The 24817-nt window shown below is 66.8% G+C and carries 18 protein-coding genes and 1 pseudogene; 7 read left to right on the top strand and 12 right to left on the bottom strand.

Going from position 1 to position 24817, the window contains the following annotated elements:
* Window positions 1–42: 42 nt before the first annotated feature.
* Genes EL272_RS13790 through EL272_RS13775 form a run of 4 tightly spaced genes read left to right on the top strand, consistent with a single transcriptional unit; the run spans window position 43 to window position 3786 of the window.
* Window positions 43–1056, top strand: a complete 1014-nt coding sequence (locus EL272_RS13790; protein ID WP_073970026.1) for an ABC transporter substrate-binding protein — start codon at window positions 43–45, stop codon at window positions 1054–1056.
* Window positions 1056–2003 carry a FecCD family ABC transporter permease gene (locus EL272_RS13785; protein WP_061787595.1) on the top strand — a complete coding sequence of 316 codons (948 nt, stop codon included), beginning with the start codon at window positions 1056–1058 and terminating at the stop codon, window positions 2001–2003. Before EL272_RS13790 ends, EL272_RS13785 begins: the two co-directional genes overlap by 1 nt.
* Window positions 2000–2998 carry a FecCD family ABC transporter permease gene (locus EL272_RS13780; RefSeq protein ID WP_061787596.1) on the top strand — a complete coding sequence of 333 codons (999 nt, stop codon included), beginning with the start codon at window positions 2000–2002 and terminating at the stop codon, window positions 2996–2998. Before EL272_RS13785 ends, EL272_RS13780 begins: the two co-directional genes overlap by 4 nt.
* Before the next feature lie 5 nt (window positions 2999–3003).
* Complete coding sequence (locus EL272_RS13775) at window positions 3004–3786, top strand: ABC transporter ATP-binding protein (RefSeq protein ID WP_061787720.1); 783 nt, start codon at window positions 3004–3006, stop codon at window positions 3784–3786.
* On the opposite strand, the gene EL272_RS13770 is transcribed toward EL272_RS13775, so the two are convergent.
* From EL272_RS13770 to EL272_RS15350, 6 genes are read right to left on the bottom strand one after another with little or no spacing between them, the layout of a single operon-like run.
* Window positions 3783–5591, bottom strand: coding sequence for an ABC transporter ATP-binding protein (locus EL272_RS13770; protein ID WP_061787597.1), 1809 nt, complete (start codon window positions 5589–5591; stop codon window positions 3783–3785). The two genes, EL272_RS13775 and EL272_RS13770, sit on opposite strands and share 4 nt — an antisense overlap.
* A complete protein-coding gene (locus EL272_RS13765) occupies window positions 5581–7341 on the bottom strand; it encodes an ABC transporter ATP-binding protein/permease (RefSeq protein ID WP_061787598.1) in 1761 nt (586 codons plus the stop codon). The genes EL272_RS13770 and EL272_RS13765 overlap by 11 nt, the downstream gene beginning before the upstream one ends.
* On the bottom strand, window positions 7338–8447 hold the full coding sequence (locus EL272_RS13760) for a nitroreductase family protein (protein WP_061787599.1): 1110 nt from the start codon (window positions 8445–8447) through the stop codon (window positions 7338–7340). The genes EL272_RS13765 and EL272_RS13760 overlap by 4 nt, the downstream gene beginning before the upstream one ends.
* An 11-nt stretch (window positions 8448–8458) precedes the next feature.
* Window positions 8459–9829, bottom strand: a complete 1371-nt coding sequence (locus EL272_RS13755; protein WP_061787600.1) for a YcaO-like family protein — start codon at window positions 9827–9829, stop codon at window positions 8459–8461.
* Complete coding sequence (locus EL272_RS13750; protein ID WP_061787601.1) at window positions 9826–11370, bottom strand: CocE/NonD family hydrolase; 1545 nt, start codon at window positions 11368–11370, stop codon at window positions 9826–9828. Before EL272_RS13750 ends, EL272_RS13755 begins: the two co-directional genes overlap by 4 nt.
* A complete protein-coding gene (locus tag EL272_RS15350) occupies window positions 11367–12080 on the bottom strand; it encodes a hypothetical protein (RefSeq protein ID WP_061787602.1) in 714 nt (237 codons plus the stop codon). The genes EL272_RS13750 and EL272_RS15350 overlap by 4 nt, the downstream gene beginning before the upstream one ends.
* Before the next feature lie 215 nt (window positions 12081–12295).
* On the opposite strand from EL272_RS15350, the gene EL272_RS15965 reads away from it, so the two are divergent.
* Window positions 12296–12874, top strand: a complete 579-nt coding sequence (locus tag EL272_RS15965; protein WP_174525742.1) for a transposase — start codon at window positions 12296–12298, stop codon at window positions 12872–12874.
* On the opposite strand, the pseudogene EL272_RS13740 reads toward EL272_RS15965, so the two are convergent.
* Window positions 12830–14125 (bottom strand): annotated as a pseudogene (locus tag EL272_RS13740) (ISL3 family transposase); the annotation flags it as partial. The gene EL272_RS15965 and the pseudogene EL272_RS13740 overlap by 45 nt on opposite strands.
* A 392-nt stretch (window positions 14126–14517) precedes the next feature.
* Between EL272_RS13740 and EL272_RS13735 the strand changes: the two are divergent.
* Together EL272_RS13735 and EL272_RS13730 are read left to right on the top strand one after the other, a co-directional pair.
* Complete coding sequence (locus EL272_RS13735) at window positions 14518–15861, top strand: PD-(D/E)XK nuclease family protein (RefSeq protein ID WP_126409493.1); 1344 nt, start codon at window positions 14518–14520, stop codon at window positions 15859–15861.
* A 170-nt stretch (window positions 15862–16031) separates the two neighbouring features.
* Window positions 16032–16577, top strand: a complete 546-nt coding sequence (locus EL272_RS13730) for a hypothetical protein (protein ID WP_126409491.1) — start codon at window positions 16032–16034, stop codon at window positions 16575–16577.
* Here EL272_RS13730 and EL272_RS13725 read toward each other — a convergent pair.
* The 5 genes from EL272_RS13725 to EL272_RS13710 form a co-directional block, all read right to left on the bottom strand.
* On the bottom strand, window positions 16556–17701 hold the full coding sequence (locus EL272_RS13725) for an ImmA/IrrE family metallo-endopeptidase (RefSeq protein WP_061787605.1): 1146 nt from the start codon (window positions 17699–17701) through the stop codon (window positions 16556–16558). The genes EL272_RS13730 and EL272_RS13725 overlap by 22 nt on opposite strands.
* A gap of 258 nt (window positions 17702–17959) precedes the next feature.
* Window positions 17960–18118, bottom strand: coding sequence for a hypothetical protein (locus EL272_RS15345; RefSeq protein WP_159424543.1), 159 nt, complete (start codon window positions 18116–18118; stop codon window positions 17960–17962).
* Between the two features lie 242 nt (window positions 18119–18360).
* On the bottom strand, window positions 18361–21621 hold the full coding sequence (locus EL272_RS13720) for a type I restriction endonuclease subunit R (protein ID WP_061787606.1): 3261 nt from the start codon (window positions 21619–21621) through the stop codon (window positions 18361–18363).
* Entirely contained in the window at window positions 21618–22847 is a 1230-nt protein-coding gene (locus EL272_RS13715; RefSeq protein WP_073970031.1) for a restriction endonuclease subunit S, read from the bottom strand. The genes EL272_RS13720 and EL272_RS13715 overlap by 4 nt, the downstream gene beginning before the upstream one ends.
* Window positions 22844–24799 carry a type I restriction-modification system subunit M gene (locus EL272_RS13710; RefSeq protein ID WP_197720267.1) on the bottom strand — a complete coding sequence of 652 codons (1956 nt, stop codon included), beginning with the start codon at window positions 24797–24799 and terminating at the stop codon, window positions 22844–22846. Before EL272_RS13710 ends, EL272_RS13715 begins: the two co-directional genes overlap by 4 nt.
* Window positions 24800–24817 lie beyond the last annotated feature (18 nt).

Here is a 24817-nt window from a genome sequence, read left to right as displayed (position 1 = left end):
TGCCATGCAATTGATAATCGCTATCATTTCTGGGAGTTCTGAATGATCCGTCGTGGTCTAGTCCTGATGGGCTTTGCTGCCGCCTGTGTCCTGTCGGCCTGCGTGCCCGGTGCGGACGCGCCGGGGACGTCTCCCGCCCCAACGGCGGCGACGAGCTCGGCACCCGCACCCGGTGTCACTCCGGTGACGCCCGCCCTCACCGCTACCGGCCCCGATGGGGCCGAGGTGAGCGTTCCCGCCGCTCCGCAGCGCATCGTGTGCCTCACCGGCATCTGTGACGACATCCTGGCCAGCCTCGGCATCGTCCCGGTGGCCACCTCCACCCCCAACCTGGCGACCCGGCCAGAAATCTTCGGCGACAAGGGCAAGGACATCCCGGTGGTGCCGGGTAGTTTCGGGGCCGAGGACACCTCGTTCGCCGCGGAGGTCAAACCCGACCTGGTGATCGGGCTCGCGGGCGTCCACGAGGCGCTCAAGCCCGCGCTGGAGAAGTTCTCGCCGGTGCTGCTGGTCAACGTCAAGACGGACGAGGACTCCCTGGCCTATCTGCGGATGGTCGCCACACTCACCGGCAAGGCGGACGCCCAGGTCAAGGCCGAGACGGCCTACCAGGAGGCCATGGCGGCGGCGAAGCAGAAGGCCACGACGGCGGGCGTGGCCGGTGAACCCGTCCTGCTGATGTGGGGTGGGGCCTCCGGCATGGGCGTGGCCACCAAGGGTGCCGATCCGCTGGGCAGCGCCCTGGGCAAGGTCGTCAACAACCCATTCGAGGTACTCGGCACCGACCCGGTCAAGGCCGGGGCCTACAGCATGGAGCAGATCCTGGAGAAGGACCCGAAGGTCATGTTCGTCTCGTCGATGACCTTCGCCCCGACCGACAAGAAGGCCACGGAGATCTACGCCGACAACCCGGTGTGGAAGCAGCTCACCGCGGTGAAGAACGGCCACGTCCACGAGGTCAACAAGGAACTGTGGACGTTCTGCCGGGGCACCCGGTGCATCGCCACCGCCGTGACCGAGGCCGTGGACCACATCGAACGTGACCTGAAGAAGTAGTGGGGCTCCGCCAGCGGATCACGATCCTGATACTGCTTGCCGTGGCGGGGGCCGCTCTCGTCACGGCAAGCCTCTATCTCGGCCTGCCCGCGTCGGGGCGGGTCGCGCGGATCGTGTTCCTTGAGATTCGTCTGCCCCGGCTGCTGGTGGGTGCGGCCGCCGGGGCCGGGCTCGGGGTAGCGGGGCTGCTGGTGCAGCGGGCCATGCGCAACCCGCTCGCGGTGCCCGACCTGCTGGGGGTCAGCGGGGGAGCCGCCTTCGTGGCGGCGCTGCTGGTCACCAGCGGCATCCACTCGCTGACGGCCCGCACGGCCGGGGCCCTGGCCGGAGCTGTGGCGGGGGGCGCCCTGTGCCTGCTCGCGGCCGCGAGGGGACGCAGCGCCGCGCAGACCCTGCTCATCGGGGCGGCGGTCTCGACGGCCTGGCAGGCGGCGGTGCTGACCGTGATGTCGACGGCCGACCAGGTCGAGTTGAGCATCATCTTCAAATACCTCGTGGGTTCGCTCACCGAGATCACGGCCGATGTCGCCCTGCCGCTGATCGTCCCCTTGGTCATCGGCTGCGCCGCCACGGTCGCGGTGCTGCCTGCGCTGGGGGTGCTGTCCCTCGGCGACGAGCAGGCCTCCGCCCTGGGGATGAGGCCGGGCCGCTGGCGGCTGTTGGCCCTCGGCGTCGCCGCGTTGCTGGTCGCGCTCGTGGTGGCGGCCTGCGGCCCCATCGCATGGGTCGCCTTCGTCGCCCCGACCGTGACCCGGTGGTTCGTCCCGGGGGCGGGTGAGGTGTTCCGGCTGGCGGTGACGGCGATCATCGGGGCCGGGGTGAGTGTCGGCGCCGACATCGCAGCGCGGGAGCTGTTCAAGCCCTTCGAGACCCCGCTCGGGGCGTGGACCGCGCTGATCGGGTTCTGCGTCGCCATGGTCTTCGTGGCGAGGAGGCCGGACCGGTGAGCCGTCGTGCCTGGCTGGGCCTGTGGATCGCGGCCGCCGCGCTCATCGTTCCCGCCGCCCATCTCGCGCTGGGGCGGGGCGTGGACTGGTCCGAGCTGCTGGCCGGAACCGACACGGTCTCGTGGCGGGTGCTGACCGAGCTGCGGCTGCCGCGGCTCGTCGTCGCCCTGTTCGCCGGAACGGCTCTCGGCCTGGCCGGGCTGGCGTTGCAGTCGGTGCTGCGCAACTCGCTGGCCGCTCCCGAGCTGACGGCGGTGAACCCCTCGGCGGTGCTCGGCTACCTGATCGCCTCCGGGACCGGGCTCATCGACGGCGGGTCGGTGTTCTCGTCGGTGTTGTCGGCGACCGTGGGCGGCCTGCTCGGCGGCGGACTGCTGTGGCTGGTGGCCCACCGCCGCACCTCGGAGCAGACGGCGGTGCTCGGCCTGTTGTCGGCGCTGGCCCTGACCGGGGTGGTGACGATCCTCATCGCCGCCCGGCCCACCGGCGTCGGGGGAGCGCTGCGCTGGCTGATCGGGTCGGTGGAGGCCCGCGTCGCCGAGCACGTCCCGATGATCGCGATACCGGTCCTCGCCGGGTTCGCGGCGCTGGTGCTGGTCGCCGACCGGCTGGAGATCCTCGCGGTCTCCGACTCCCACGCCCACTGCCTCGGGGTGTCACCCGGGTTCTGGCGCGGCGTGGGCATCGGGATCGCGGTGCTGCTGGCCTCGGCGGCGGTGGCGACCGTGGGGCCGCTCGCCTTCGTCGGTTTCGTCGCGCCCCACGTCGTCCGGCTGGTCTTCGGCGGGCGGCTGAGGCGACAGGTGGTGCTCGTAGCGGTGTGCGGGGGGCTGTTCGTCGCCGCCTCCGACCTCATCGCCAAGGCCGTCAGCCTCGCGATCCAGCTCACCGGCGACGGGCAGCAGGTGGGGGTGCCGGTCGGCGCCGTCACCTGCCTCATCGGGACCGCCGCGCTGGTCGCGGTGGCCAGCTCACACCAGGAGTCAGAACCGTGACAGTGATGGAACTGCGTCGAGCCTGCGTCCGGTTCGGGGACCGGCTCGTCCTCGACCACCTCGACCTCAAGATCGGCCGGGGGGAGTGGGTCGCCCTGGTCGGGGCGAACGGCTGCGGCAAATCGACGCTGCTGCGCGCCCTGTCGGGGGAGCTGCGGATCCAGGGTGAGTCGCTGCTGGACGGGACCAGCATCGCGTCCACGCCGCGGCGTCTCGTCGCCCAGCGGGTGGCGTTGCTGCCCCAGCAGCTGCCCCGCGTCCCGGGCATGACGGTGCGCCAGCTGGTGGCCCACGGCAGGTTTCCGCAGCGATCCATGTGGGCGATGCTGCGCGATCCCTTCGACGAGCACTGCGCCGTCGCGCTGGCCGAGACCGGCACGACCCACCTCGGCGACCGGATGGTCGACAGCCTGTCTGGCGGTGAACGCCAACGGGTCCGGCTGGCCTTGTCCCTGGCCCAGGACGCCTCGATCCTGCTGCTGGACGAACCGACGACCTTCCTCGACATCTGCCATCAGCTGGAGGTGCTGGACCTCATAGCGCGGCTGCGACGCGCCCGCGGTCTGACGGTGGTCTCGGTGCTGCACGACCTGGAACACGCCGCCCGCTACGCCGACCGGCTGGTCGCCCTGAGCCGGGGACGCATCGTCGCCGACGGCGACCCGGCCGCAGTGGTGACCCCGCAACTGCTGGAGGAGGTCTTTGCCGTCACCTGTCGCGTCGGCACCGACGAGCACACCGGCCGGCTGGTGGTGCACATCGACTCCCCGCGGGAGCGGCTCCCCTAACGGCTACGCCCCGGTTCGCCGCCACCTAGCATCTCGTCCTCGCCCGGGCGCGCCTGTTGGGCCTGGCCGGGCGGGGCGTTCCACCAGGTGCCGGAGGCCGCGAGCCCATCGGGCGTGGTGTCGGCGATAATCCGGCCGTCCTCGAGCACGATGACCCGGTCGGCGCGTTCCACGGTGGAGCGGCGGTGGGCGACGATGAGGGTGGCCCGCCCGGCGGCGGTGCGGGTCAGCGCGCGGTGCAGTTCGAGTTCGATGCTCGCGTCCAGGTTGGCGGTGGCCTCGTCCAGCACGAGAAGGTCGGGTTCCATGACCAGTGCGCGGGCCAGGGCCAGCCGGGCCGCCTCGCCGCCGGACAGCCCGGTCCCGCGCTCCCCGACGGGGGAATCCAGCCCGGCCGGTAGTCCCGCGACCAGGGCGCCGAGCTGGGCGTCCTCGACGGCCGTGGCGATGACCTCCGGAGCCGCCCCGGGCCGGCCCAGGGTGAGGTTGTCGCGCAGCGACCCGGCGAAGACCCGCACGTCCTGTTCCACGATCGCGGTGTGGTGCCGCAGGTCGGCGTCGGCGAGGTCGCGGATGTCGGTGCCGAGCACCCTGATGCTGCCCTGGTCGGGATCCCAGAACCGGCGGATCAGGTTGATGAGGGTGCTCTTGCCCGCCCCGGAGGCGCCGACGACCGCGACCACCTCGCCGCGGCGGAGAACGAAATCGAGCTCGCGCAGCACCGGACGTCCGGGGTCGTAGCCGAACCACAGCGACGAGACCCGCAACACCTCGTCGGTCGGTCGCGGGGCGACCGGGTGGGCCGCCGGTTCGGTCGCGTCCGGGGCGTCCAGCAGCCCGAACAGGCGGGACGCCGCGGCCCGCAGACCGCCCAGCTCCTTGAGAGTGGACGCGACCGTGGCCGTCGGGGCCAGCACCGCCCCGATCAGCGCCACCACGATGGGGGCGGACGAGACGGGGATCTGCCCGGCGTGGACGTGCAGGGACACGATGAACAGGGCGCCGATCGCGGCCAGGCTCACCAGCAGGTCACCGGAGGCCGCCTCCACCGACCCGCGCAGCGCGTTGCGCACCCCGGCCCGCTCCACCCGCTGCCAGGACGCGTCCAGCTGGGACCGGCGGCGCGGCATCGCCCCGGCCTCGGCGATCTCGGACAGCCCCTGCACCGTGTCGATGATGTCGGAGGTGTAGCTGGCGCTGGCGCGACGCAACTCGGCGCCGTGCGCGGTGGCCCGCCCGGCGAACCACCACGGCACCGACAGCAGCAGCACCGTGGCCGGGACCAGCACCGCCAGCACCACCGGATCGATGAGGGCCAGCGCGACGGTGCCGCCGAGGATCGTGACGGCCGCCGTCCCGACCTGGGCGAACACGTGGGCGTAGATCCACTCCAGGCTCTCCACGTCGGACATGGCCGTGGCCGACAGGTCCCCGCTGCGCCGGGGATCCGACCTCGACGGCTGGGTGCGCCGCAACCGGTCGAACAGCCGGACGCGGAAGGCCGCCAGCACGAGGTAGGCCAGGTCGTGGGCGACATACATCTCGGCCCAGGTGCCCGCCGCAGCGGCGGCCACGAGCAGCAGCGCCAGCCCGCTGAGGACCGCGTCTCCTCCGGTGGGCCAGCCCGGGTCCAGCGTGACGAGGGCGAGGCCCGCGAGCCAGGCGGAGGCGACGGCCGCGCCGACGGTGCCGATCTGGACGGCCAGGCTGGCCAGCACGGTCTGGACGAAACGGCCGCGGTAGGCCCGGATGGCGGGCCAGAGCCGTCTCAGGGCCGTGACGTCGCTGGCGAGATCACCATGCACGAGACACCTCCTGGGGTTCGGTAGCCGGTTTCCGGCGGGTGCGTTCGTCGCGCAGCAGGTCCGCCAGGGCCCCACCGGAGGAGACGAGCGCCCCGGGCTCGCCCTGCTCCACGATCCGGCCGGAGTCGAAGACGATCACCTGGTCGGCCGACATGATGCTCTCCAGGCGGTGGGCGATGACGACGATCGTGTGGTGGGGCGTCAGCGACCTCAGGGTGCCCATGATGTGGGCGTCGGAGTGCCGGTCGACGTTCGAGGTCGGCTCGTCCAGCAGCAGCACCGGGGTGCGGCGGATCAGTGCCCGGGCGAGGGCGAGGCGCTGCCGCTGACCGCCGGACAGCGTCGTGGCGTCCTCCGACAACATGGTGTGGATGCCCTCGGGCAGCTCCTCCACGAAACCGAGCGCGTCGGCCTCGGCCAGCGCCGCACGGACCTCGTCGTCGGTGGCTTCGGGGGCGCCGAGACGGACATTGGCCGCGACCGTGTCGTGGAACAGCCGGGTGCGCTGCCCGGCCACGGCCAGGTTCGCCCGCAGGGATGCCAGGCTCACCCGGCGCAGGTCGGTGCCGCCGATCTCGACCCGTCCCGAATCCGGGTCGAGGCGACGCGAGATCAGCGCGGCGAAGGTCGACTTGCCCGCGCCGGATGCCCCGACGATGGCGGTCAGCTGCCCGGCCGGGATCCGCGCCGACACCTGGTCGAGCGCGGGCCGGGCGGCCGCGGGATAGGTGTAGGCGGCCTCGTGCACCGACACCTCGGCGGCCCCGCCGAGGGCGAGCGTCCCGGTGCCGGTGTCGGCGACCGCCGGCCTCGCGCGCAGGATCGCGTCCACCCCGTCGGAGGCGGTGAGCCCCAGGTAACCCGCGTGCCAGGCCTTCGCCAGGTCCCGCACCGGACGGAAACACTCCACCGAGAGCATCAGCACGTACAGGACGTGGGTGCCGGGCAGCTGGGCGCGGGTCGCGGCGAGCGTGGCCAGGAAGACCGCGCCGAAGGTGCCGAAGAGCGTGAACCCGACCGTGATCCCGTTCTCCAGCAACGAGGTGCGCAGCGGACGCATCGTGGCCCGGTACACCCCGGTGCTGCGGGCCTCCAGCAGGTCCCGGCGGCGTTCGGCGGCCCCGAAGGTGCGCAGCGTCGGGATGCCCCGCATGGCCTCCAGGTAGTCCGCGCTGAGCTCGACGTAGGCGCGCCACCGTTCGCTGCCCTGGCGCAGCATCGCCGCGTCCTTGAACCGGGGGACGATCAGGGTCACCAGCAGGCAGCAGGCGAGGAAGACGGCCGAGGGCGGGTGGAGCAGCCAGACGCCGGCGACGATCCCGGCGGGCAGGGTCACGGTGACCGCCAGCTGCGGCAGGTACTCGCTGTAATAGGGGTCCAGCCCGTCCACGCCCTCCACGATGGTGGCCTGGGCCGCCCCGAGGCGGCTTTTCGAGGCCCACTCCGGCCCGAGGGCCATGACGTGGTGCAGCAGGTCGTCCCGCAGGATGCGACGCACCGCCAGTCCCGCGGACGTGGTGATCGCGGTGCGGACGGGGATCAGCACGGCCCGGGCCAGCACGGTCGCGGCCACGATGGCGATCCACGCCAGGGTCTCGGACGCCTCGCCCCTGGTGAGGGCGCCGAGGGCGGTCGCGGTCGCCAGGGCCGTGGCCAGGTAGGTCGAGGTGACGGCCAGGATCGCCACGATGGACGCCAGGACGTGCCACTTGACCCGCAGGGTCAGCACCAGCAGGCGGCGAGGGATCATCGGGCAGGCTCCGTCCCTGTCTCACCGAGGGCGACGGCGTGGACGATCGCCTCGCCGCCGTCCCAGGTTCCCGGGGCGGGCGGGCCGCTCCACCCCCCGATCGGGCGGGCTCCCAGGCCCCACCCGGCCGCGCGGACGCACAGCGAATAGCCTGCGTGGGCGATGGCGAAGCGGGAGGCCAGATAGTTTGCACCGCCCAGCCCGGCGGCCGGGGGTGCGGTGAAGAGAACCAGCGCCGCGACGTCGACCAGCTGCCGCTGATGGGCAGCGCGTGCGGCGAGCCCGGGGCGTTCGTCGCGATGGCTCACCCGTTTCCAGTGACCCTCGCACCACGTGAACACCCCCTTCGCGGTGGCGACGTGGGCCGTGACCCCGGAATGAAACTGCCGCGGCAGCCCGTCCCGGAAGAAGGACAGGGTGTTGTCCAGGTCGAAGCCGGAAGCCAGCTCCTCCAGTGGGGCGCTGCGCCGGGTGGCGATGGCCTCGCGGGACACCTCGGAGGTCGGCAGCGGAGAGGTGATCGGGTGCCGCGCCAGCTCGTGCAGCGCCGCCTCGACGAGGCCACCGGGCCGTGCCCCGGCCGGTTCGGGACGGCCGGAGGGGAGTGGCCGGTGGGCCGGAGCGCCGACGCGGAGCGCTGCCAGCGCGGCGCCGTCGCCGTCCGGGGGTTGGAAACCGGGAGCGGGGGCCAAGCCGAGACCGTGGGCCGCCGCGGCGTGCAGCAGCGCGCTGAAGGCGTAACCGGTGTCCAGTACCACGGGGGTCAGAGCGCGGTCACCGTATTTGGCGATGGTGCGGGCCGGGGCGGCGACCAGGACGATGTCGACCCGTTCGGGGGGCGTGGCCTGGCGGGTCGACAGCGGAACCAGCCCGCCGTGGGGATACCAGCGCACGGTCTCGGCCCGCCCGTCCCGGTGCTGGTCGAGGTAGACCTGCACCGGGTGCAGGGCACCCGCCGACGGCACCCTGCGCAGGCGGGCGTCGGGGCGGTCCGGGTCGCTGCCGAGCCCCGCCCGCAGGACGTCGAGCAGGACGTGGGGGAGCGGCAGCGGGTCCAGGCCCGCCAGCAGGTCGGCGCGCTCCAGGGCATCGGTGGTGTGCGGCATCTCGTCTTTCCCTAGTTGTGTGGGGGTGGGGCCAGGACCGGGGTGGTGCCGGGGGCCAGGTCCTGTTTGCGCTGGTGCAGGCGGGCGGTGCCGAGGTACTGGTATCCGGCGGGGGCGTTCGGTTGCAGGCCGGGGGCCAGCACCCGCACGGTCGCGGCGCCGATCTCGGCCACATCGGGCGTGGTCAGGTCGAAGGCGACCGGCGGGTGGCCCCGCCCGGTGAGGGCCGCGACCACCTCGTCGATGCTCCCGGTGCCCAGTTTCTCCGCCGAGACCATGGCCGTGGGGGAGGTGAACCGGTGGGCGTGGGCCAGCATCCGCGGGTCGAGCCAGAGCTGGGTCTGGGACGCGAGGTCCTTCACGTGGCGGAAGCCGTCACCGGCGTCGTCGAGGTAGGCCCGGTTCTCCCGATAGGGGAAGTAGACCCGGCGGGCCAGGATGCCCTCGGCGATCGCCCGCCAGCTGGATCCGTCGGGGCGCAGCAGCCCGGACGAGGCGATCCAGACCTGGAGCGCCTCCTGGCTGGCCTTCTCGGCCGCGCTGGCGGCGTCCGGGGCCGCGGCGAAACCCGACGCGGGCACCCCGGTGCGTTCGTCGAACACGTAGGCCCCGACCACGATGAGAGGAAGGTCGGTCGGCACGACGACGAGATCGACGCGGAGAGGGCCGCCCTGCCACCGCTGCCTGAAACCGGGAATCGTCTCCTGATCCAGCCCGGCGGCCCCGGCGCCCGAGTACCACCAGGTGACCATGGCATCCCGTTCGACCAGTTCGGCGAGCGCGCGCCGCGCCGCATCGGCGGGGGAGCTGCCGGTCGCGATCCCCGAATAGTTCAGGTGGTTGATCCGGGGCAGTTGACGGCGGGGCCCGTGATGATAGTTGAGGTAGACCCAGGACGCGGGCGCCCAGGTTTCGGCGCCGTTGGCGTCCACGCCCGCGACCCACTCGACCTCGGTGTCGCCGGTGAACTCGCGGTAGGCGAAACCTGGCCTGCTGAGCTGCTCGTCCGACCACCTCGGCAGGTCGTCCGGGCCGAGCACCGCCTTGCCCCGGGAGACGAGGGCCGCGTGGCTGGTGGGGGCGGTGAGCGGGGGCAGGAAGTTGCCGCAGTAGCGTTCGAAGGCCTCCCCGATCGCGGCGTTGCGGGCCCGGCCCGGGTCGCCGAAAGCCGTCCCGGCGGCGATCCGGTCGGCGTACCAGCCGCCGTAGTGGCGGGTGTCGGCGACCTCGGCGACGACGCAGAGGAAATCCTCCGGCGCCCCGCCAGGGATTTCGGGGGAACGCAGCGCCGTGACGATGCCGCACAGCGGGTCGAGTGCGGCGCCGAGGTCTGGCTGGGGTCGCTCATCGGAGGCGAACGGGTAGCGCGGGCTGGGGGTCATCGAAGCGCCTCCTTGGGTTCGGTGGGGTCGGGCGCCAGCTCCGCCAGGGACAGTTCGACATTTGCCCGAAGCACCTGGCGCCGCGCGGGCCGCAGACGGGTGGCGGTGAGGGGCTCGGTGCCGTCCTGGGGGTCGCGGGCGTAGAGGGGAAACTGGTGGGCCGAAACGTGCACCTCGATCCGCGCACCGGGGTGCAGGCGCCGCGCGACCAGCGGCAACTCGACCCGGGCACGGGAGTCCGGGGTGCGCACGAGTGCGTGGCCCAGCTGGAGCAGACCGGCCCCGGTGTGGTCGCGGTCGGCCGGTGCCGGACGCAACGCGACGCGGACGCACCAGTCCAGCGGGCCACGGACCGCTTCTCCATCGAGGGTGTGCGCCGCCAGCCCGGACAGCCGCACGACCATGCGTCCCACCAAGTCCGTGGCGATGCGCACCGGGTCCGAGACGAAGCGGGCCAGGTCCTCCCTGCGGGAGATGTCGTGCACATCCACTGGTCCCAGGGCGGACGGGTGCGGGTGACACGGATCGGCGACGAACCGGGTCCGGGCCGCCGACAACGGGCAGGACAGCAGGTGCCGGGCCGGGGCCGGACGCGCCCAGGCCCCGGTTCCCTCCAGGGCGAAGTACCTGCTGCCGGGTGTGGTGGCGTCGGGATCGCGGAGCGTCCGCTCCAGCCAGCTGGCGATGACCGATCCGGGTTTGATGCGGTGGGCTGGGTGGCGCCGCAGCGCCGCGTCGGCCTCGCGATGCACCAGGCCGAGGTCGTGCTGCCAGGCGCCGACCACCACGTCGGCCCGCACCGGCCAGTCGTCGGCGAGATCGAGGGCGTCGTCGCGGAACACGTCGTGCAGTCCGGCGAGCACCAGGAGCGGGGCTGGCGGGGTCCCCGCGGGTGGCGGCGCGTCGAGGGGGACGGGGGAGGAATCGGGCAGCCCGTCGCGCACCCAGGGGAGACTCCACCCCGCGGCGGGTGCCCCGGCCGCGCGGGGCAGCTCGATCGTCGGGAGGACACCCAGCACTCCCGGCTCATCCGGCGAGGCGTCGTGGATGGGGCAGGGCGAGGACGTGCGTCCCTGCCCGTGCTGGAACCACCACCAGGAGTGACCGTAGAAGCGGGGAGCCCCGTTGCGGTCGCGGGCCACCCGGCGCAGCGACAGGGCGGGGACGGCCACCACGATGGCAGCCACCGGGCCGGGGTTGGCGGCGGCCGCGACCAGCGCGCAGTGGGCGCTGTAGGAGGAGCCGAGGCACACGACCCGGCCGTCGCACCACTCGCTGGCGGCGATGGCGGCGATGGTGGCCGCGCCGTCCCCACCTTCGTTGGTGTAGGGCACCCAGGAACCGGCGGAGCGGTACCGCCCGCGCACGTCCTGGACCACGGCGGCATATCCCCGCTTGGCCCAGCCGGTGGCCTCCTGCTGGTGGGCGGATGCGCCGTAGGGGGTGCGGATGAGCACGGCGGGGGCGGGGAGACGTTCGGGCAGCGTGATCTCGGTGTGCAGCGTCAGCCCATCGTCGGTCGTGACCCGGATGGTGTTCACGGGCGCGGACCCGAATCCGCCAGGCGCGGCACCGGATGGACCAGGTGCTGCTCCCACCGGCCAGCCGTGATGTCGAGGCAGTAGAGCCGCCTGCGGCTGGCAGGGGCCTCGTGCACCTGGCGGACGACGAGGTGGGCGACGAGCAGCGCCGCGGGCGTGCTCAGCCGCAGCGGCGGACGGCGTCCAGGACCACCGAGGCGGGCCCGCAGCAGGTCGGGGGTGGCGGAAGCGGCGATCCTCCGGGCGATGACATCGGTGACGAGGCAGGGCTCGGCCTCGCCCGCGGGGGCGAACGGGCTGACGAAGACGCGGTTGCCCTCGGCCCAGGCGGTCAGGGCGTGGTCCTCGGTTGGGGCCGTGGGCGGGGCGTCGAGGAGCAGACAGGGGACGGATGGGGCCTCGCCGTTTTGGGCGGACGCGGCGGTGAGCAGCGGTGCGACCATGTCGTGCAGCACTCCGTGGCCGCAGGGGAGCAGGTTTGGGTGGACGCTGGCGGCGGCAGCTGCGTGAAGGTAGCCGGCCTCGACGAAGGCGGGGCCGAGCACAGGATCGGTTCCGACCTCGGTGGCCTGGTCCAGCGCACCGGCGGCCGCGCCGTGCAGCCGGACGAAGAGGCCGTCCGGGCGGTGTAGCGCCCACTCGCCGCCGGTGCGGAACAGGCAGACGCCGTCGGCGAGTGTGGTGTCGATCAGTGTGCTGGGGGGCGGCATGGTGTTACTCCTAGGTGCCTTAGAGCCGGGCGGTGAGGTGGGGCACCCCCACCTCACCGCGTCGTGGTCACTCGTCGCCGAAGAGGTCTTCGACGAGGGCGTTCGAGCAGGTTGGATGCGCCACGGAGGCGCTGCCGCACTGCGGTGCGACGATCTCAAACGTCAGATCCTGGTTCATGGGACACCTCCTTTCCGTGATCTGCCTGAGATCCTAAATGATAATGACGGTCAATATCAACAGCTCGAGCAGGACTGGGCTTGGGCTGGACGGGTTGGGGGCGAGATGGTTGACCAGGTGCTCGGGAGAAGCCTTGCCGGAGCGTGCCCGGGTATCCGCGTATCTGCCTATCGGGAACGAGGAAGTCAGGCCTTTGTCCTGCGACACTTCGAGGTTCCCTTGGGCCGTAGAGGCATCGACAATACGGATTGAGATGTCAGAGAAGCGGAAGAAGTACGACCGGGAGTTTGGTGAGGGAGCTGTCTGGATCGTCGAAGAAACCGGGAAGTCGATCGCGCGGATCGCGTGGGCCCTTGGTGTGAACGAGGGCATCTTGGGCAACTGGGTGCACCGGGCACGGGCCGAGCGCGACGATGGCTGGGACGTGAGTGGGAAGATGATCGCGGACTCGGTGCGCCGCCAAGGCCTGGTGGTGCGGCGGATCAAACGCAGAAACGGCTTGACCAGGCAGGACAAGACCGCGTCGAAGTTCCCTGACCTGCTCAAATGGAACTTCACTGCGGACCGCCCCAATGCGGCTGCGGATGAGGGGTATGAACCCGCCTGTGTCGAGTAGGCATTTAGCTATGTAATTGGTGATGTTGCGGAATCCTCGGGCTGTGCCTGTGAGGTGTTCGAGGAGGCCGTTGATGGTTTCGGTGGGCCGTTTTGAGGTGCCGGGGTGATCTGAAGAACGCGAGGATGTCATCGCGGCGCCGTTTCATGGTCTGCTCGAGTGAGTGGAGCTCGTCAAGGCTGGCCGGAGCCCCGGACTGGAGGCTGGTGATCAGCCGGGTCGTGATCTTCTTACCTTGGGCAGGGTCCGGTTTGGTAGGCGTCGATGACGTTTTGGTGGACATGCCACGTGACCTCGAACGCGACATGGTGTTCGTCGGCGAACACTCTGGTGAGGCGGTGTTGTTGCTTGTCGGTGAGGAGCCGGGCCCTGGTTTGGGTGATGCGTCGGATGCCGTGGAGCGGGTCACGACGGCCCCGGTGTTCGAGGGTTTCTTGCTGAACGCGCTGGCGGCAGCGGTCTAGTTTGTCTCCGGCCAGGGCCACCGTCGTGGAAGAGGTCCATGACGGTGGTGGCGGTGTCGAGAGCTTCGACTGGGGCGGTCTTGTAGCCGGTGAAGCCGTCCACGGCGACGATCTCCACCCGATCCCTGAACCCGGTGGTTTGGGTTTCAAGCCAAGACTTGAACGTCTGTTTCGAGCGGCCTTCGACCACCGCCAGTAGCCTTGATGCACCGGTCCTACTTTTTGTCGGGGTCAAGTCAATGATGACCGTAACGTACCTTGTCGCCGGCTCGGGTACCTCGCCAGGTGTGCTCATCGATGCCGATGGTGGTGACACCCTCAAGCCGGTCAGCGTTGTCGACCAGCTCGGTGCCGGCGGCCAGGATCGCGTCGGAGGCGGTGTTCCACGCAACACCAAGCAGAGCCGCGGCCCGGGCGATCGACATCTGGTCGATCACGATCGACTTGACGGCCAACATCACCGCAATTGCGCGACAGCTTCCCCTTTCGACGGCGCCGCGGCCGTGATGCTGTGACGTCAGACCCGCCCACGCGGCCGGCGCCCGTAGCGGGGGACCACCACCTCCAAAACCGTTGGCTTCCACCCGAACGGCACATGCGCTAACCGGCGCAGTACCGCATCATGCCGGAGTCCCGCCTCGGCGCAGCCCGGACACCGCGATGGCGGCGTCGTGGGGTGGCAGTGGAGCACGGTGTGGTCGGGTTCGACCTGCTGGGCAGTTACCGTCAGGCACAGCCGGTCCAGACGACAGAACGTATCAAGGCAGGGTAGGGCAGCGTGTGGCATACGGACTCTTGGGTTTCAGAATGCGGCTTCAACACCTTCATCCTGGCCCAAGAGCCCCATACCCACACCAACCTCCCGGTCGACGTCAGACTCCAGCTACCCACCGCAAACTGTGAAGAGCCAGATTGACGCGCTCAGGTTGGACGGCCCTTGATTTTGCTTCAGCAAGTGCCCGGAAGCTCGGCAGACGCCTTTACCGAATTATCGGTCGGGCTGGCTATCCTCTGACAGAAAGATCGGAGGAATTCATGGCGTGGAGTCCGGCAGGCATCCCAGCCAAGGTGCGGACCAAAGCGTCCTTTTCCCTCAGCGACGTCGAGGAGTCCGACTATCCTCGTTGCCCCGCGAGCGTGGGGATCAAAGCTCGGGGTGGGTGGCTCGAAAACAGCCCCGTGCAGGAGCCCTTCGATGACCTTCTCATCGTGAGGATCAAGGAAGTTGTCTTGGCAATCGTCCAGGCCCGTGGGAGCGATGCGGATGGTGGCCTCGCGCGAGCCCATGCCACGCATGAGGGTCGGCATCCCTTGGTGCGAGAGTTCCTCGACACTGCCGCTCTCAACTACCTGGAGTTCTTGGAGTCACGCGAGGCCCAAGTCGGAACTCTCACCTACGTCGGCTACTCCCACCACCGTTGCCTAACTCCCGAGGTCAGCCTCAAGTTGTGGGCCCCTGTCTACCAGACCCCGGACGGAACTCGAGAGATTCACCGCCTCCGCTACAACGAGGCCAAGTCAGAGGCAGGACGCTGGTCAACGGGAGCGGCTTGGGTGGTCAATCGGCGGGAACATGCTGTGACGGTGGTGGAGTTCGGCCTCGGCGCCGGCTCGGAGGCTGTTCTCCAGAATTGCGTCGAGCCCGAGATGGTGCGCACATCCATGGACGCGACGCTCGTACCTAACCTGCGGGCCCTCTATTCCGCCAATCACCTCGTGCCCGGCTCCCATTGCGTTGGGTGCAAGGCTGTCGCCCACTGCCCCAAACTGATACAGATGGACATGTTCGCTGGGGCCGCGGACGAAACTCCGTGGGTCCGGAGTCTGTCGGAGGCTGACCTTTCGCGGTACCGGACCTGTCCTGCCACGGCGCTGGCTAAGTCCTTACACCTACCCTCCGAGGTGGCGTCCCCGGAGAGCATGGCGCGGGGCATGCGCATCCATCGTTGGATTGCTGACCGTCACGCAGGGACTATTCCTTGCGTCGAGGCGCTCCTGATTGAGGGCACCGGGTTTGAAGAGGATGATCCCTATCTTGCCGCCCATGCTGCCTTATGTGACCGGGCTGGTTCCACTACCCTCAGTCTGGAGGAGACACTGGTGGGCTGGGACGCGAAGTTGGCTGATGTCATCTTTATGAAGCCTGACGAGGTGGTGCTGCGTGACGGTGTGCTCGTGCTGCGGGAGATCAAGACCTTGGCAAGCGCGGCGGTCGTGGAGGCTGATAACGCGTGGGACCAGTTCTCAGATGTCGTCGCGTGGTGGCTGAATGTGCTCGACAGCGGGCTCGCAGCACACTTCGGTGCAGCGGATGCGCTCCTCGAACTAGAAGTTCTAACCCCTGCGGGAGGTGCGGTCTATCAACTGGCGACTGACCAGGACGAGGCACGGTTCCAAGTGGCAGGTTGGCGTCTCGACACGCCTGCACTCTGGCTGATAGACCGTAGTTTTCTACCCACCCCAGGACCACAGTGCGCACGGTGTGAGTTCCTGCGGTGGTGCAGGGAAGGGCAGGAATGGTGACCGGGATTCCGAGCCCCGCGGACGTTGCTGCCCGATTCAGTAGGCGGAGGACGGTTCCTCCTCTTCGCACAGGCCAGCCCTCTCCACCCGGCTGGACCGACGAACTTGCTCTTCCGCTTTCGGATCGCCACTTCTACTTGGACACGGGCATTTTTCACAGCCTAGCTGGGGTGGACGAGAGTGTCCGAGACACCTTGATCGCGTATGTCGATCAGCATGAGCACAACGACACGATTCTCAGAGAGGTGCTGACCCAGCAGCTGGAGCCGCTCTACTCCCTCCGCCTCGACATCCTGAAACTCACTCAGGAACGTGAACGGCGGGCGTGCAGGCTGTCGGGGGACCTCAACTCCATTGAGACCATTCGCAATGAGTTGATCGCCGATGCTCAGTTGCGACATCCGAACAAGACTGTTTCACCCTCTCGGCGCGATCACGGTGGAGAGGCGGAATTGATTCACCTGGCTGAGCGACACGAACCGAAGGGGGCTCTGGCCAGCAATGACGCCGGAGCGAGTGCTGTAGCCAAGAAGCACAATGTCGAGTCGTTTCACTTCGTGCACCTCGTTCGTGCTGCTGTGGTCAACGGCCTCTCGGCTGCTGACGGGCTGACAGTGGCGCAGAAGGGGCTGAAGGTCTCAAAACTTGCGGCGGCAGAGAAGGCGCGTACATGCAACCACAACTGGCTGACCGGTCAGTCAGTCGGCAACAGTTGATGCACTGCAGCGTTCGGGTCCTGATTCGTGACGACCGCGTAGTTCTCCACGGGGAGTCGACTGGACAGGAACAACTCCGCCGTCGCCTCAGCCAACCACGCTGAAGGTGCTGGGCTTTCGGTATCAGTCATCGTTTCCCATTCCTCCATAAGGCCCGCCTCTCCCAGCATTTCGCCAATGCGCAGTGACTTGACTCGCTCGGTGTGCTGTTTGGTCCAGCGCACTAGTGGGGCATCTTCCAGCGCGTAGCACGAGGCTTCGCGTGACAATCCCCAGTACCACATAACGTTGGCGACGGCGGATGCCTCGGATTGTTGAGCCAGCCCGGCTTGCTGCCACTGAAGTCCAAGCCCCGTCCTCGGCGCCAGCAGGTGAGAAGCGAACGCCTCGGCGCGGGTCTCACTCGGGTCCGAGGCGATCCGGGGGTCCTCCTCGTACTCGGTCGTTAGGCCCTGAGGCCGATCCTGATGCAGTACGTGGCAAAACTCGTGAGCAAGACTGAACCGTTGGACAGTCCAGTAGTCGTTCGCGTTCACGGTTATGGTGGCCACCCATCCGTCCCGGGTCTGGGTCCACGACGTGACGCCGTGCAAGCCCTCAGGCAAGGTAGCCGCGAACTCCACAGGCACGCCCAGGTCCTCAATCAAGCCGACAAGATCAAGAACTGGCTCAAGGCTCAGATCCAAATGGGCTCGAACTTGCAGCGCGGCTTTCTTACCCTGCTGCCTTGCGGCCCATGGGGAAGAGACCCCGGCAGAGAACCGGCTCTGAAGCGCTTGAAGTTCACGTAGACGTGCTGAGTACGGCTCCAACCGCAGAACGGCTCGTGCGGCTCGGAGGAGGCGCGAGGAACGTTGAAGGACCTCCGTAGGCGCGGTCTGTCCTCGGGACCGCATGGCCACGGCGAGAGTGTCGGCTGGGTCGACTTCACCTGTGAGCACCTCAACCTCGATCTCGGTGTAGTCAGACAGCGCGAGGTAGATGGCAGGAGAGGGCGTTCTCAACGGCTCCTCACCGAGCCACCTTCCCAAAAGGGGGTCGTCCCCCACCTGCTGGTGAAGACCATCGAGGCTCAGGCCATGCTGGGTCAGCGCACCCTCTAGAGCATTGCGCCACTCGCTCATCCTCGGCTCCCTCACGTGGTCAACGTCGTGATGTCTTCTTCAAGGCTAGACAGACCCACCGACAATCTTCGCGCACTGAGACGATCATCGCATAATAACTCCCGATTGCTGCATTGGTGCGCGCCAGTGAGACTCTTCCACCAACTGGCTGCTTTCACTCTGGCAGCAAGACCACCGCAGACAGATCAGGGCATGCACGAGACCCAGCGTCCCCGCTGGCGAAGCCATCGAACGTCCGCAGGTCGTGCTGGCGAGGTTTCATAGGCAGCCCAAAGCGCGCTGAGCGTCGTCTGCCTCGCGTTCCTGCTTGGCTTCCTTGATGATCTGATGCTCCCCGTTGGTGGCAGCTGACTTGGCGCGATTAGCCGAGATGTCGGGGCTGCTGATGGTCGCGCTGTCGCTGCTGCGGTAGACCACGCGGTCACCGCAGATGGTGCCCGCGTACCGACCTGAGGGGTCGTGGACTCTGCCGTTCGAGATTCTGCCGAGGTATGTGCCCGAGCGTGAGAACAGAGAATTGCCGCTGACCGTATAGGACGACCATTCTTGGTGTAGGGGTTCACGGTTTCATTGTGGGCCGGAGTGCTGACGGAAACTGTGGGCTGCTGCCAGCAGCAGCCTGCTCACTCACATCCGATTCCTTATCCCACTCAGCACCTTCAGTCACCCACTCCTCGATCTCGGGCAGAGGTGCTTCCAGTTCCCCCAGAATGCCCGACTAGTCCTTTCATCTCCAGGTGTTGGGCGTCGGGCGCCAACTCGATGGTCACATCAGCCGGTGGGAAGGAGTAGTCGACGGTGGCGAGATACTCGCGGAACCCAAGCAGGGCGAGCAGATTCGCGAAGGTCTCCATGTTGTGCTCTTTCAGTAGCGCGTTGATGATCTCTTCGCTTCGCTCGCGCCGGTCGATGAATTTGGAGAGCACTTCGGTGACGACGGTGCTATCGGCATTGAAGTCGCTGTCGGTATTCGCCTTGGCCTTAGCGACCAAAATAGGATCTTTCTTCGCATCGCGGAGGACCCCTTCGATCTCTGGCACCACGTCGTCGGCGCTCAGCCCGCTGTCTGCGAACAGGCTGTTGATGGCGTCAATGATCTCGGACCAGTGGGCCATGTCCCGTTCACGGGCCGCTGCTGTGCCCATCTCCGCCAACGGGGTCAGTGGAGTTGCTTCCCCAGTGGAGAGGTTGAGCGTCTTCGTGGCCTTCTTCTCCACTTTGTACTTGGCGAGCGTGATGTGGTCGATCTCCACTACCACACCCACCCTTTCGTCCTGCAGGCGCTTGGCGAGGAGACGGTAATAGATGGAACGGTTCTCCATCTCCAGGTCATAGGGGATGATCTGGGAGAGGAAGTCGTACGCCTTGACGTAGTTGTTGAGGTTGGAGCGGAAGCCGTCCAAGCGCTGCGTCTCCTCGTCGTCTTTGGCTTCGCGAGCCGTGCGCAGCAGGTCTAGGAAACGCTTGGCGCCTGGGTCGATAGCGCTCACCAAGGCGCTGTGGGTGGCCTGAGGATCGGTCGCTGCGATGGCCGCTGTTTCGATCTCGTCATGGGTGTAGATGCGGTCAAGACCCACGGCGTCCAACTGGACCGCGAGGCGGTTCGGCAGGTCGGGATCAGTACGCTTCTCAATGACAGCACCCTCGTAGTAGGGCTTGAATGCTGCCAGGATGTCGTCGGTGTCGTTTACGAAGTCGAGGACGTACACCCGGTCCTTTCCGGCCCACGTGCGGTTGAGACGGGAGAGGGTCTGAACGGCCATCACACCGTCCAGGCGCTTGTCGACGTACATCGCGCACAGCAGCGGCTGGTCGAACCCCACCTGGTACTTGTTGGCCACGATCATGACTTGGTAGGCGGGGCCGTTCAACACCTCATCCAGGGGTTTGCCCTTGGCGCCGATGTTGACGCCGACCTCGGTGTACTCACCCACACCGAGTAGTTCGTCGGGCGCGATGTCAGTGTCGTCGCCTGAGACGATCACCTTTCCCGAGAACGCCACGAGCGCGTGCACATCGTCATAGCCGTGCTTGGCCACGTAGCGTTCCACGGCCTTGTAGTAGCGCAGCGCATGCTTGCGGGAGGAGGTCACGATCATGGCCTTTGCCGTGCCGCCCAGTAGGCCCGCGATGTTCTCCCGAAAGTGCCGGACGATGATGTCGACCTTCTGGGTGATGTTGTGCTCGTGCAACTGCACCCAACGGTGCGCTGCTTTGCGGGCAGCCTCCTTGTCGACCGACTCGACATCGTCGTCGGCAGCCTTCAACCCGAGCTCGTAGGCCACCTTGTATTCGGTGTAGTTCTGGAGGACGTCGAGGATGAAGCCTTCCTCGATGGCTTGGCGCATCGTGTAGCGGTGGAACGGTTTGGGTAGCGGTTCACCGTTGTCATCCAAGTCGTCGTAGTCTGGCGTCCCGAACAGTTCGAGGGTCTTCTCCTTCGGGGTTGCCGTGAACGCCAGGTACGTCAGATTGGGGGTCTCGGCTCGCTGCGGCAGTTCTGCGGCAAGCATGGCCTGCGCATCGATCTCACCGCCGTCTTCCACGTCGGCCTGCTCGTTCGGGCTCAGCACCGTCTTCAACTTCGCTGCTGCCGTGCCCGTCTGTGACGAGTGCGCCTCGTCCGCGATTACCGCATACTGACCGCCCGAGGAATCGGCCTGCTCGCGTAGGTACTTCAGCGCGAACGGTGCGGTCTGGATCGTGACCACGATGATCGGCGTCTTCAAGCGGAGGGCATCGGCCAGTTCCCCCGACTTCGACCCACCGGCCCCGTCAATCCGCACCATCTGGGCATGATGGGGATCCAACTGCCGCATGGCCGTCGACATCTGCTTGTCGAGCACGTTACGGTCGGTGACCACGATCACCGAGTCGAAAACCTTTTTGTTGTCCCGGTGCAGAGCCGCGAGGCGGAAGGCCGTCCAGACGATGGTGTCGGTCTTCCCCGAACCAGCCGAGTGCTCGATCAGGTAGCGCTCACCGACGCCCACCTCGCTCACTCGTGCCACGATCTTCTCCACCGCATCCCACTGGTGGAAACGCGGGAAACGCAATGACGTGGACTTCTCCGTCTTACCTGTAACCGGGTTTGGTTTCTCGTCGGTGCGCACGACGATGAACTTGGTCAGGATGGTCAGGAAGGCATCCTTGTTCAGCACATCACGCCAGAAGTATTCGGTGCGAGCACCGTCCGGGTTCAGCGGATTGCCCTTGCCGGTGCCGTCGCCTTGGTTGAACGGCAAGAAGGTGGTCTTGGCGCCCTTCAGGTCCGTCGTCATCGAGACCTCGTTGTCGGTGACGACGAAATGCACCAAGGCGCGCTTGCCCCAAGCCAGCAGGACGTCCTTGCCGTCAGCGCCCGGGTCGCGATCGTTCTTGTACTGCACCTGTCCGCGCACCACCGACTGGGTGAACTCGGTCTTCAACTCAATGGTTGCCACTGGGATGCCGTTGCAGAACAGCACGAGGTCGATGGACTTGTTTGGGTTCGTGATCGAGTAGTGCACCTGCCGGACCACCCGCAGGACGTTGCGCTGATAGTCCTGCACCGTCTTGGGGTTCATCGTCTCGGTCGGTTTGGCCTGCACCATCTGGAACCGGGCCGAGACACGCCTGAAGCCCTTCCGGAGCACCGTTAAGGTGCCCCCGCCCCCTGCGACGTTGCTGAGCGTCTCAGTCAAGGCATTGAGGATGCCGTCCTTCGCCTTCGTCTGGGCTGCAGGGCCCACGCCTGGTTTGACGATCTTGGCGAGTTCGTCCGGCTGAGTTGTCTCCAGCCACGCGAAGACATCCTCTGGGAACAAAGCGCGCTGCTTGTCGTAGCGCGCAGCCGATCCCTCCTCGTACACCCAGCCCTGATTCTGGAGGCGAGCGACAATCTCGTCTTCCATCGCAAGCTCCTTGTACGCCTGCGTCATGACGCCTCCTCGATACGCTCGATGCCGGTGGTGGGGTCAATCCTGCCGCTGACGGCGGCAGTAATGAGGGCCTCGCGTCGCTCCCGTAGCAGACTCAACATCTCATGGACACCGATGATGAGAGTGTCCATGGTCCGTAAGGTGGTTTGCAAACGAGCCACTCGTTCGTTCTGCTCATCTAGGGTGGGCACGTTCATGGGCAAGTCAAGAATGCTATGAAGACTAATATTCTGCATTGAATCGCTTGTTCCAGTTGCTTCGATCTCAATAAGGTCGCGATAGGGGCGAGTCCCGAGTATCAAAGCAATGAAGTGAGGGTTGTTGTGGCCAACATTGAATGCGTACAATTTATCGCTTAACATCAGTCGAGGCATGGCTTTTGTTACAACCGCAGCGCTCCCCAACAATGTCCGAGTGTTTGCGCGAGAAATGACAATATCTCCGATGCCGGGTACGCAAGATGGATCAGGTGAAATCTCGTCAGGGAGTTTCTTGTTCTCCAGGGCATTGAAAATGCCGCTGTTCACGCATCCAACTTTGAGAACACCCCACTCGCTTACTCCATCTACTGGGTGAGGAAGACACTGTGGACTGACGCCTTGGCGTACTCCTGTTACGACGTGTTTCATTCGTGGACCAAGAAGGCAACATCTTTCCGCGTCAAGGTGATAAGCTATGGCTGCTCGCCTGCGCTCATGCGTCAGAGCTAGCAGATGCTCCTGCGCTTCGATCATGGCGTCGATCTGTGCAGTCTCACGGTCGAGGAAGTCAGCAATTTGGACCTGCTTTGGCACGGTCAGATATGGGATTCTCGTGCTCTTCAATGCCTCTGTCGACAGTTCAAGGAATGTTGTGCCGTTGGATCGCACCTGAAGGTTGGCGGTCGACGCCTGGAGCGCATAGGCCAGGTAGCGGGAGTTTAGCCTTTTATCGGGTACGAGTGCCTTGCAGCCTTGGTTGAAAGCCATTCTCTGGGTGGCGATAGCGACATACCCCACAGGAGCGCGTGTTGAAAGGAGGACGCTCCCCGCTGGCACGGCAGATGAGCCTGTTTCCAGTCCCTCATCTGTCAGGGTTCGGAGGGTATCTGACAGTTCGCCGCCGTGGGCCATCCCCAAATCGACGGGTGTTGCCCAAGGTACGTCGCCGTCCCAGTTTGATGCGTCCCCCTTGGGGGTGCCGCCGTTCACGATATGGGCCAAACGGCGAAGGGGAACGGTTCTCATGCCTTCACCTCCGCAAAGAGTGCTTGTACGCGGGCGATGGCTGCTTGAACGTCGGCGTCGATCTCTGCCAGTGGGCGCGGAGGTACGTACTTGTAGAAGACGCGGGTGAAGGGGATCTCGTAGCCGACTTTGGTCCGAGTGTGGTTCACCCAGGCTTCCGGGGCCCATGGCAGAACCTCCCGCGCAACGTAGGTGTCGATGTCTTCGGTGAGGGGTACGTTCTCGGTATCCCGCAGCGAGGGGTCTGGCTCGGGCTCGCCCTTGAGATTGGTGACCAACTCTCCTTCGGGGGAGGACTTCGCGAAAGCTCTCATGACTGCGGCGCGTTGAGCTGGTTTGAGGCCCATATCCTGGGCGACCAGGGCGGCTCCCAGCTCCTTGTCGAAATCACGTCGCGACGTCCAAACAGTCTCGTGGTCCATCCTTTCCAAGGCGGCTCTGAGCCGTTCCCGCAGTACCTTGTCCATCTTCTTGATCGGCGTCACCGACAAAGCCTTCTCAATCCGGTCCTGGTCCACCGAGAAGACCTGGCGCAGCGGCTGTTCGACGGTGATCGTCCGATAGCCGAACTCCTCGGTACGCAGCACCTTGGATAGGCCGGGGTCAGCGTCCTCGAACTGTCCGTACAGGTGAGTGATTGTTTGCATGTTGGCCTCGGACAGGTAGCGGCGCTTGGATCCGATGGACTTACGCATCTTCTCCCACTGGGCCGTTGCGTCGATCAACTGGACCTTGCCCTTGCGTTCGGCGGATTTGGCGTTGTCGAGCACCCAGATGTAGGTCGCGATGCCCGTGTTGTAGAAGAGGTCGTTGGGCAGGCCGATGATGGCGTCCACGAGATCGTTTTCCAGAAGATGACGACGCACTTCCGACGGCCCTTCTCCGGCTCCGCCCGTGAACAGGGGTGATCCGTTGAGGACGATGGCCCCACGACCACCGCCCTGCGCAGCGGGCCGCAGCTTCGAGACCAGATGCTGCAGGAACAGCAACGCCCCGTCGTTGACGCTCGGCAGGCCAGCGGCGAAACGTCCGTCCTCACCGTCGCGCTCTCGCTCGTCCTTGACTGCCTGCTGTTGGACCTTCCATTCCTGCCCGAACGGTGGGTTCGCGAGGCAGTAAGAGAACGTCTTGCCCTCGTGGCCGTCCTTCAAGAGCGTGTCCCCGAAGTAGATGTTCGAGGAGTCCTGGTTCTTGATGATGAGGTCTGCCTTGGCCATGGCGAAGGACAGGGGGTTGAACTCCTGGCCGAACAGGTTCAGGGTGGCTTGTCCGTTGTGCTGGCGTAGCCACGAGTGGGCTTCTGAGAGCATGCCGCCTGTCCCGCAAGTGGGGTCGTAGACCTGGCGGATCAGGTGGGGATCAGAAAGGTCCTCGGTGTCGGGTGCGAACAGCAGTGAGACCATGAGCCGGATGACCTCGCGCGGGGTGAAGTAGTCACCCGCGAGGTCTTTGCTCGACTCCATGAACCGTCGGATCAGTTCCTCGAAGATATCCCCCATCTCGGCGTTGCTCACCCTGTCAGGGTGGACGTCGAGGGCGGCAAACTTTTGGACTATCCCCGTCAGCCGTTCGCGCTCGTCTAGGGTGTCGATGACCGAAGCCATGTTGAACCGTTCGAAGACGACCTGCACCTCGTCGTTGAAGCCCTCCACGTAGTTCTGGAGGTTTGCGGCCAGGTTTGCCGGGTCGCCCAGCGTCTTCAAGGTGAAGGGAGAGGTGTTGTAGAACGACTGGCCCGAGGCCCGCTTCAGCATTTCGTGGCGTACGAGTCCCGGTGCAGTCTCGTATTTCTCAAACGCTCCCAGCACCGCCTGTTTCGTGTCTGCCAGTACCGCGTCGAACCTGGCCAGTATCGTGAACGGCAGGATGACCGTGCCGAACTCCTTGTGCCGGTATGGGCCACGAAGCATGTCAGCGATGCTCCAGATGAAGTTCGGGTCGGGACGGCTCACTGTATTTACTCGCCTTCT

The sequence above is a fragment of the Arachnia propionica genome (assembly GCF_900637725.1).
Lineage (GTDB): Bacteria > Actinomycetota > Actinomycetes > Propionibacteriales > Propionibacteriaceae > Arachnia > Arachnia propionica.
Note: the sequence above shows the minus strand (reverse complement) of the source record. Positions and strands in the feature narration are given on the sequence as shown.

What these genes read in the sequence shown, in the direction of transcription:
- EL272_RS13790 (WP_073970026.1), top strand. Translation starts at nt 43, where the DNA reads ATGATCCGTCGTGGTCTAGTCCTGATGGGCTTTGCTGCCGCCTGTGTC.
- EL272_RS13775 (WP_061787720.1), top strand. Translation starts at nt 3,004, where the DNA reads ATGGAACTGCGTCGAGCCTGCGTCCGGTTCGGGGACCGGCTCGTCCTC.
- EL272_RS13765 (WP_061787598.1), bottom strand. Translation starts at nt 7,341, where the DNA reads ATGATCCCTCGCCGCCTGCTGGTGCTGACCCTGCGGGTCAAGTGGCAC.
- EL272_RS13760 (WP_061787599.1), bottom strand. Translation starts at nt 8,447, where the DNA reads ATGCCGCACACCACCGATGCCCTGGAGCGCGCCGACCTGCTGGCGGGC.
- EL272_RS13755 (WP_061787600.1), bottom strand. Translation starts at nt 9,829, where the DNA reads ATGACCCCCAGCCCGCGCTACCCGTTCGCCTCCGATGAGCGACCCCAG.
- EL272_RS15350 (WP_061787602.1), bottom strand. Translation starts at nt 12,080, where the DNA reads ATGCCGCCCCCCAGCACACTGATCGACACCACACTCGCCGACGGCGTC.
- EL272_RS15965 (WP_174525742.1), top strand. Translation starts at nt 12,296, where the DNA reads ATGATAATGACGGTCAATATCAACAGCTCGAGCAGGACTGGGCTTGGG.
- EL272_RS13725 (WP_061787605.1), bottom strand. Translation starts at nt 17,701, where the DNA reads ATGAGCGAGTGGCGCAATGCTCTAGAGGGTGCGCTGACCCAGCATGGC.
- EL272_RS13720 (WP_061787606.1), bottom strand. Translation starts at nt 21,621, where the DNA reads ATGACGCAGGCGTACAAGGAGCTTGCGATGGAAGACGAGATTGTCGCT.
- EL272_RS13715 (WP_073970031.1), bottom strand. Translation starts at nt 22,847, where the DNA reads ATGAGAACCGTTCCCCTTCGCCGTTTGGCCCATATCGTGAACGGCGGC.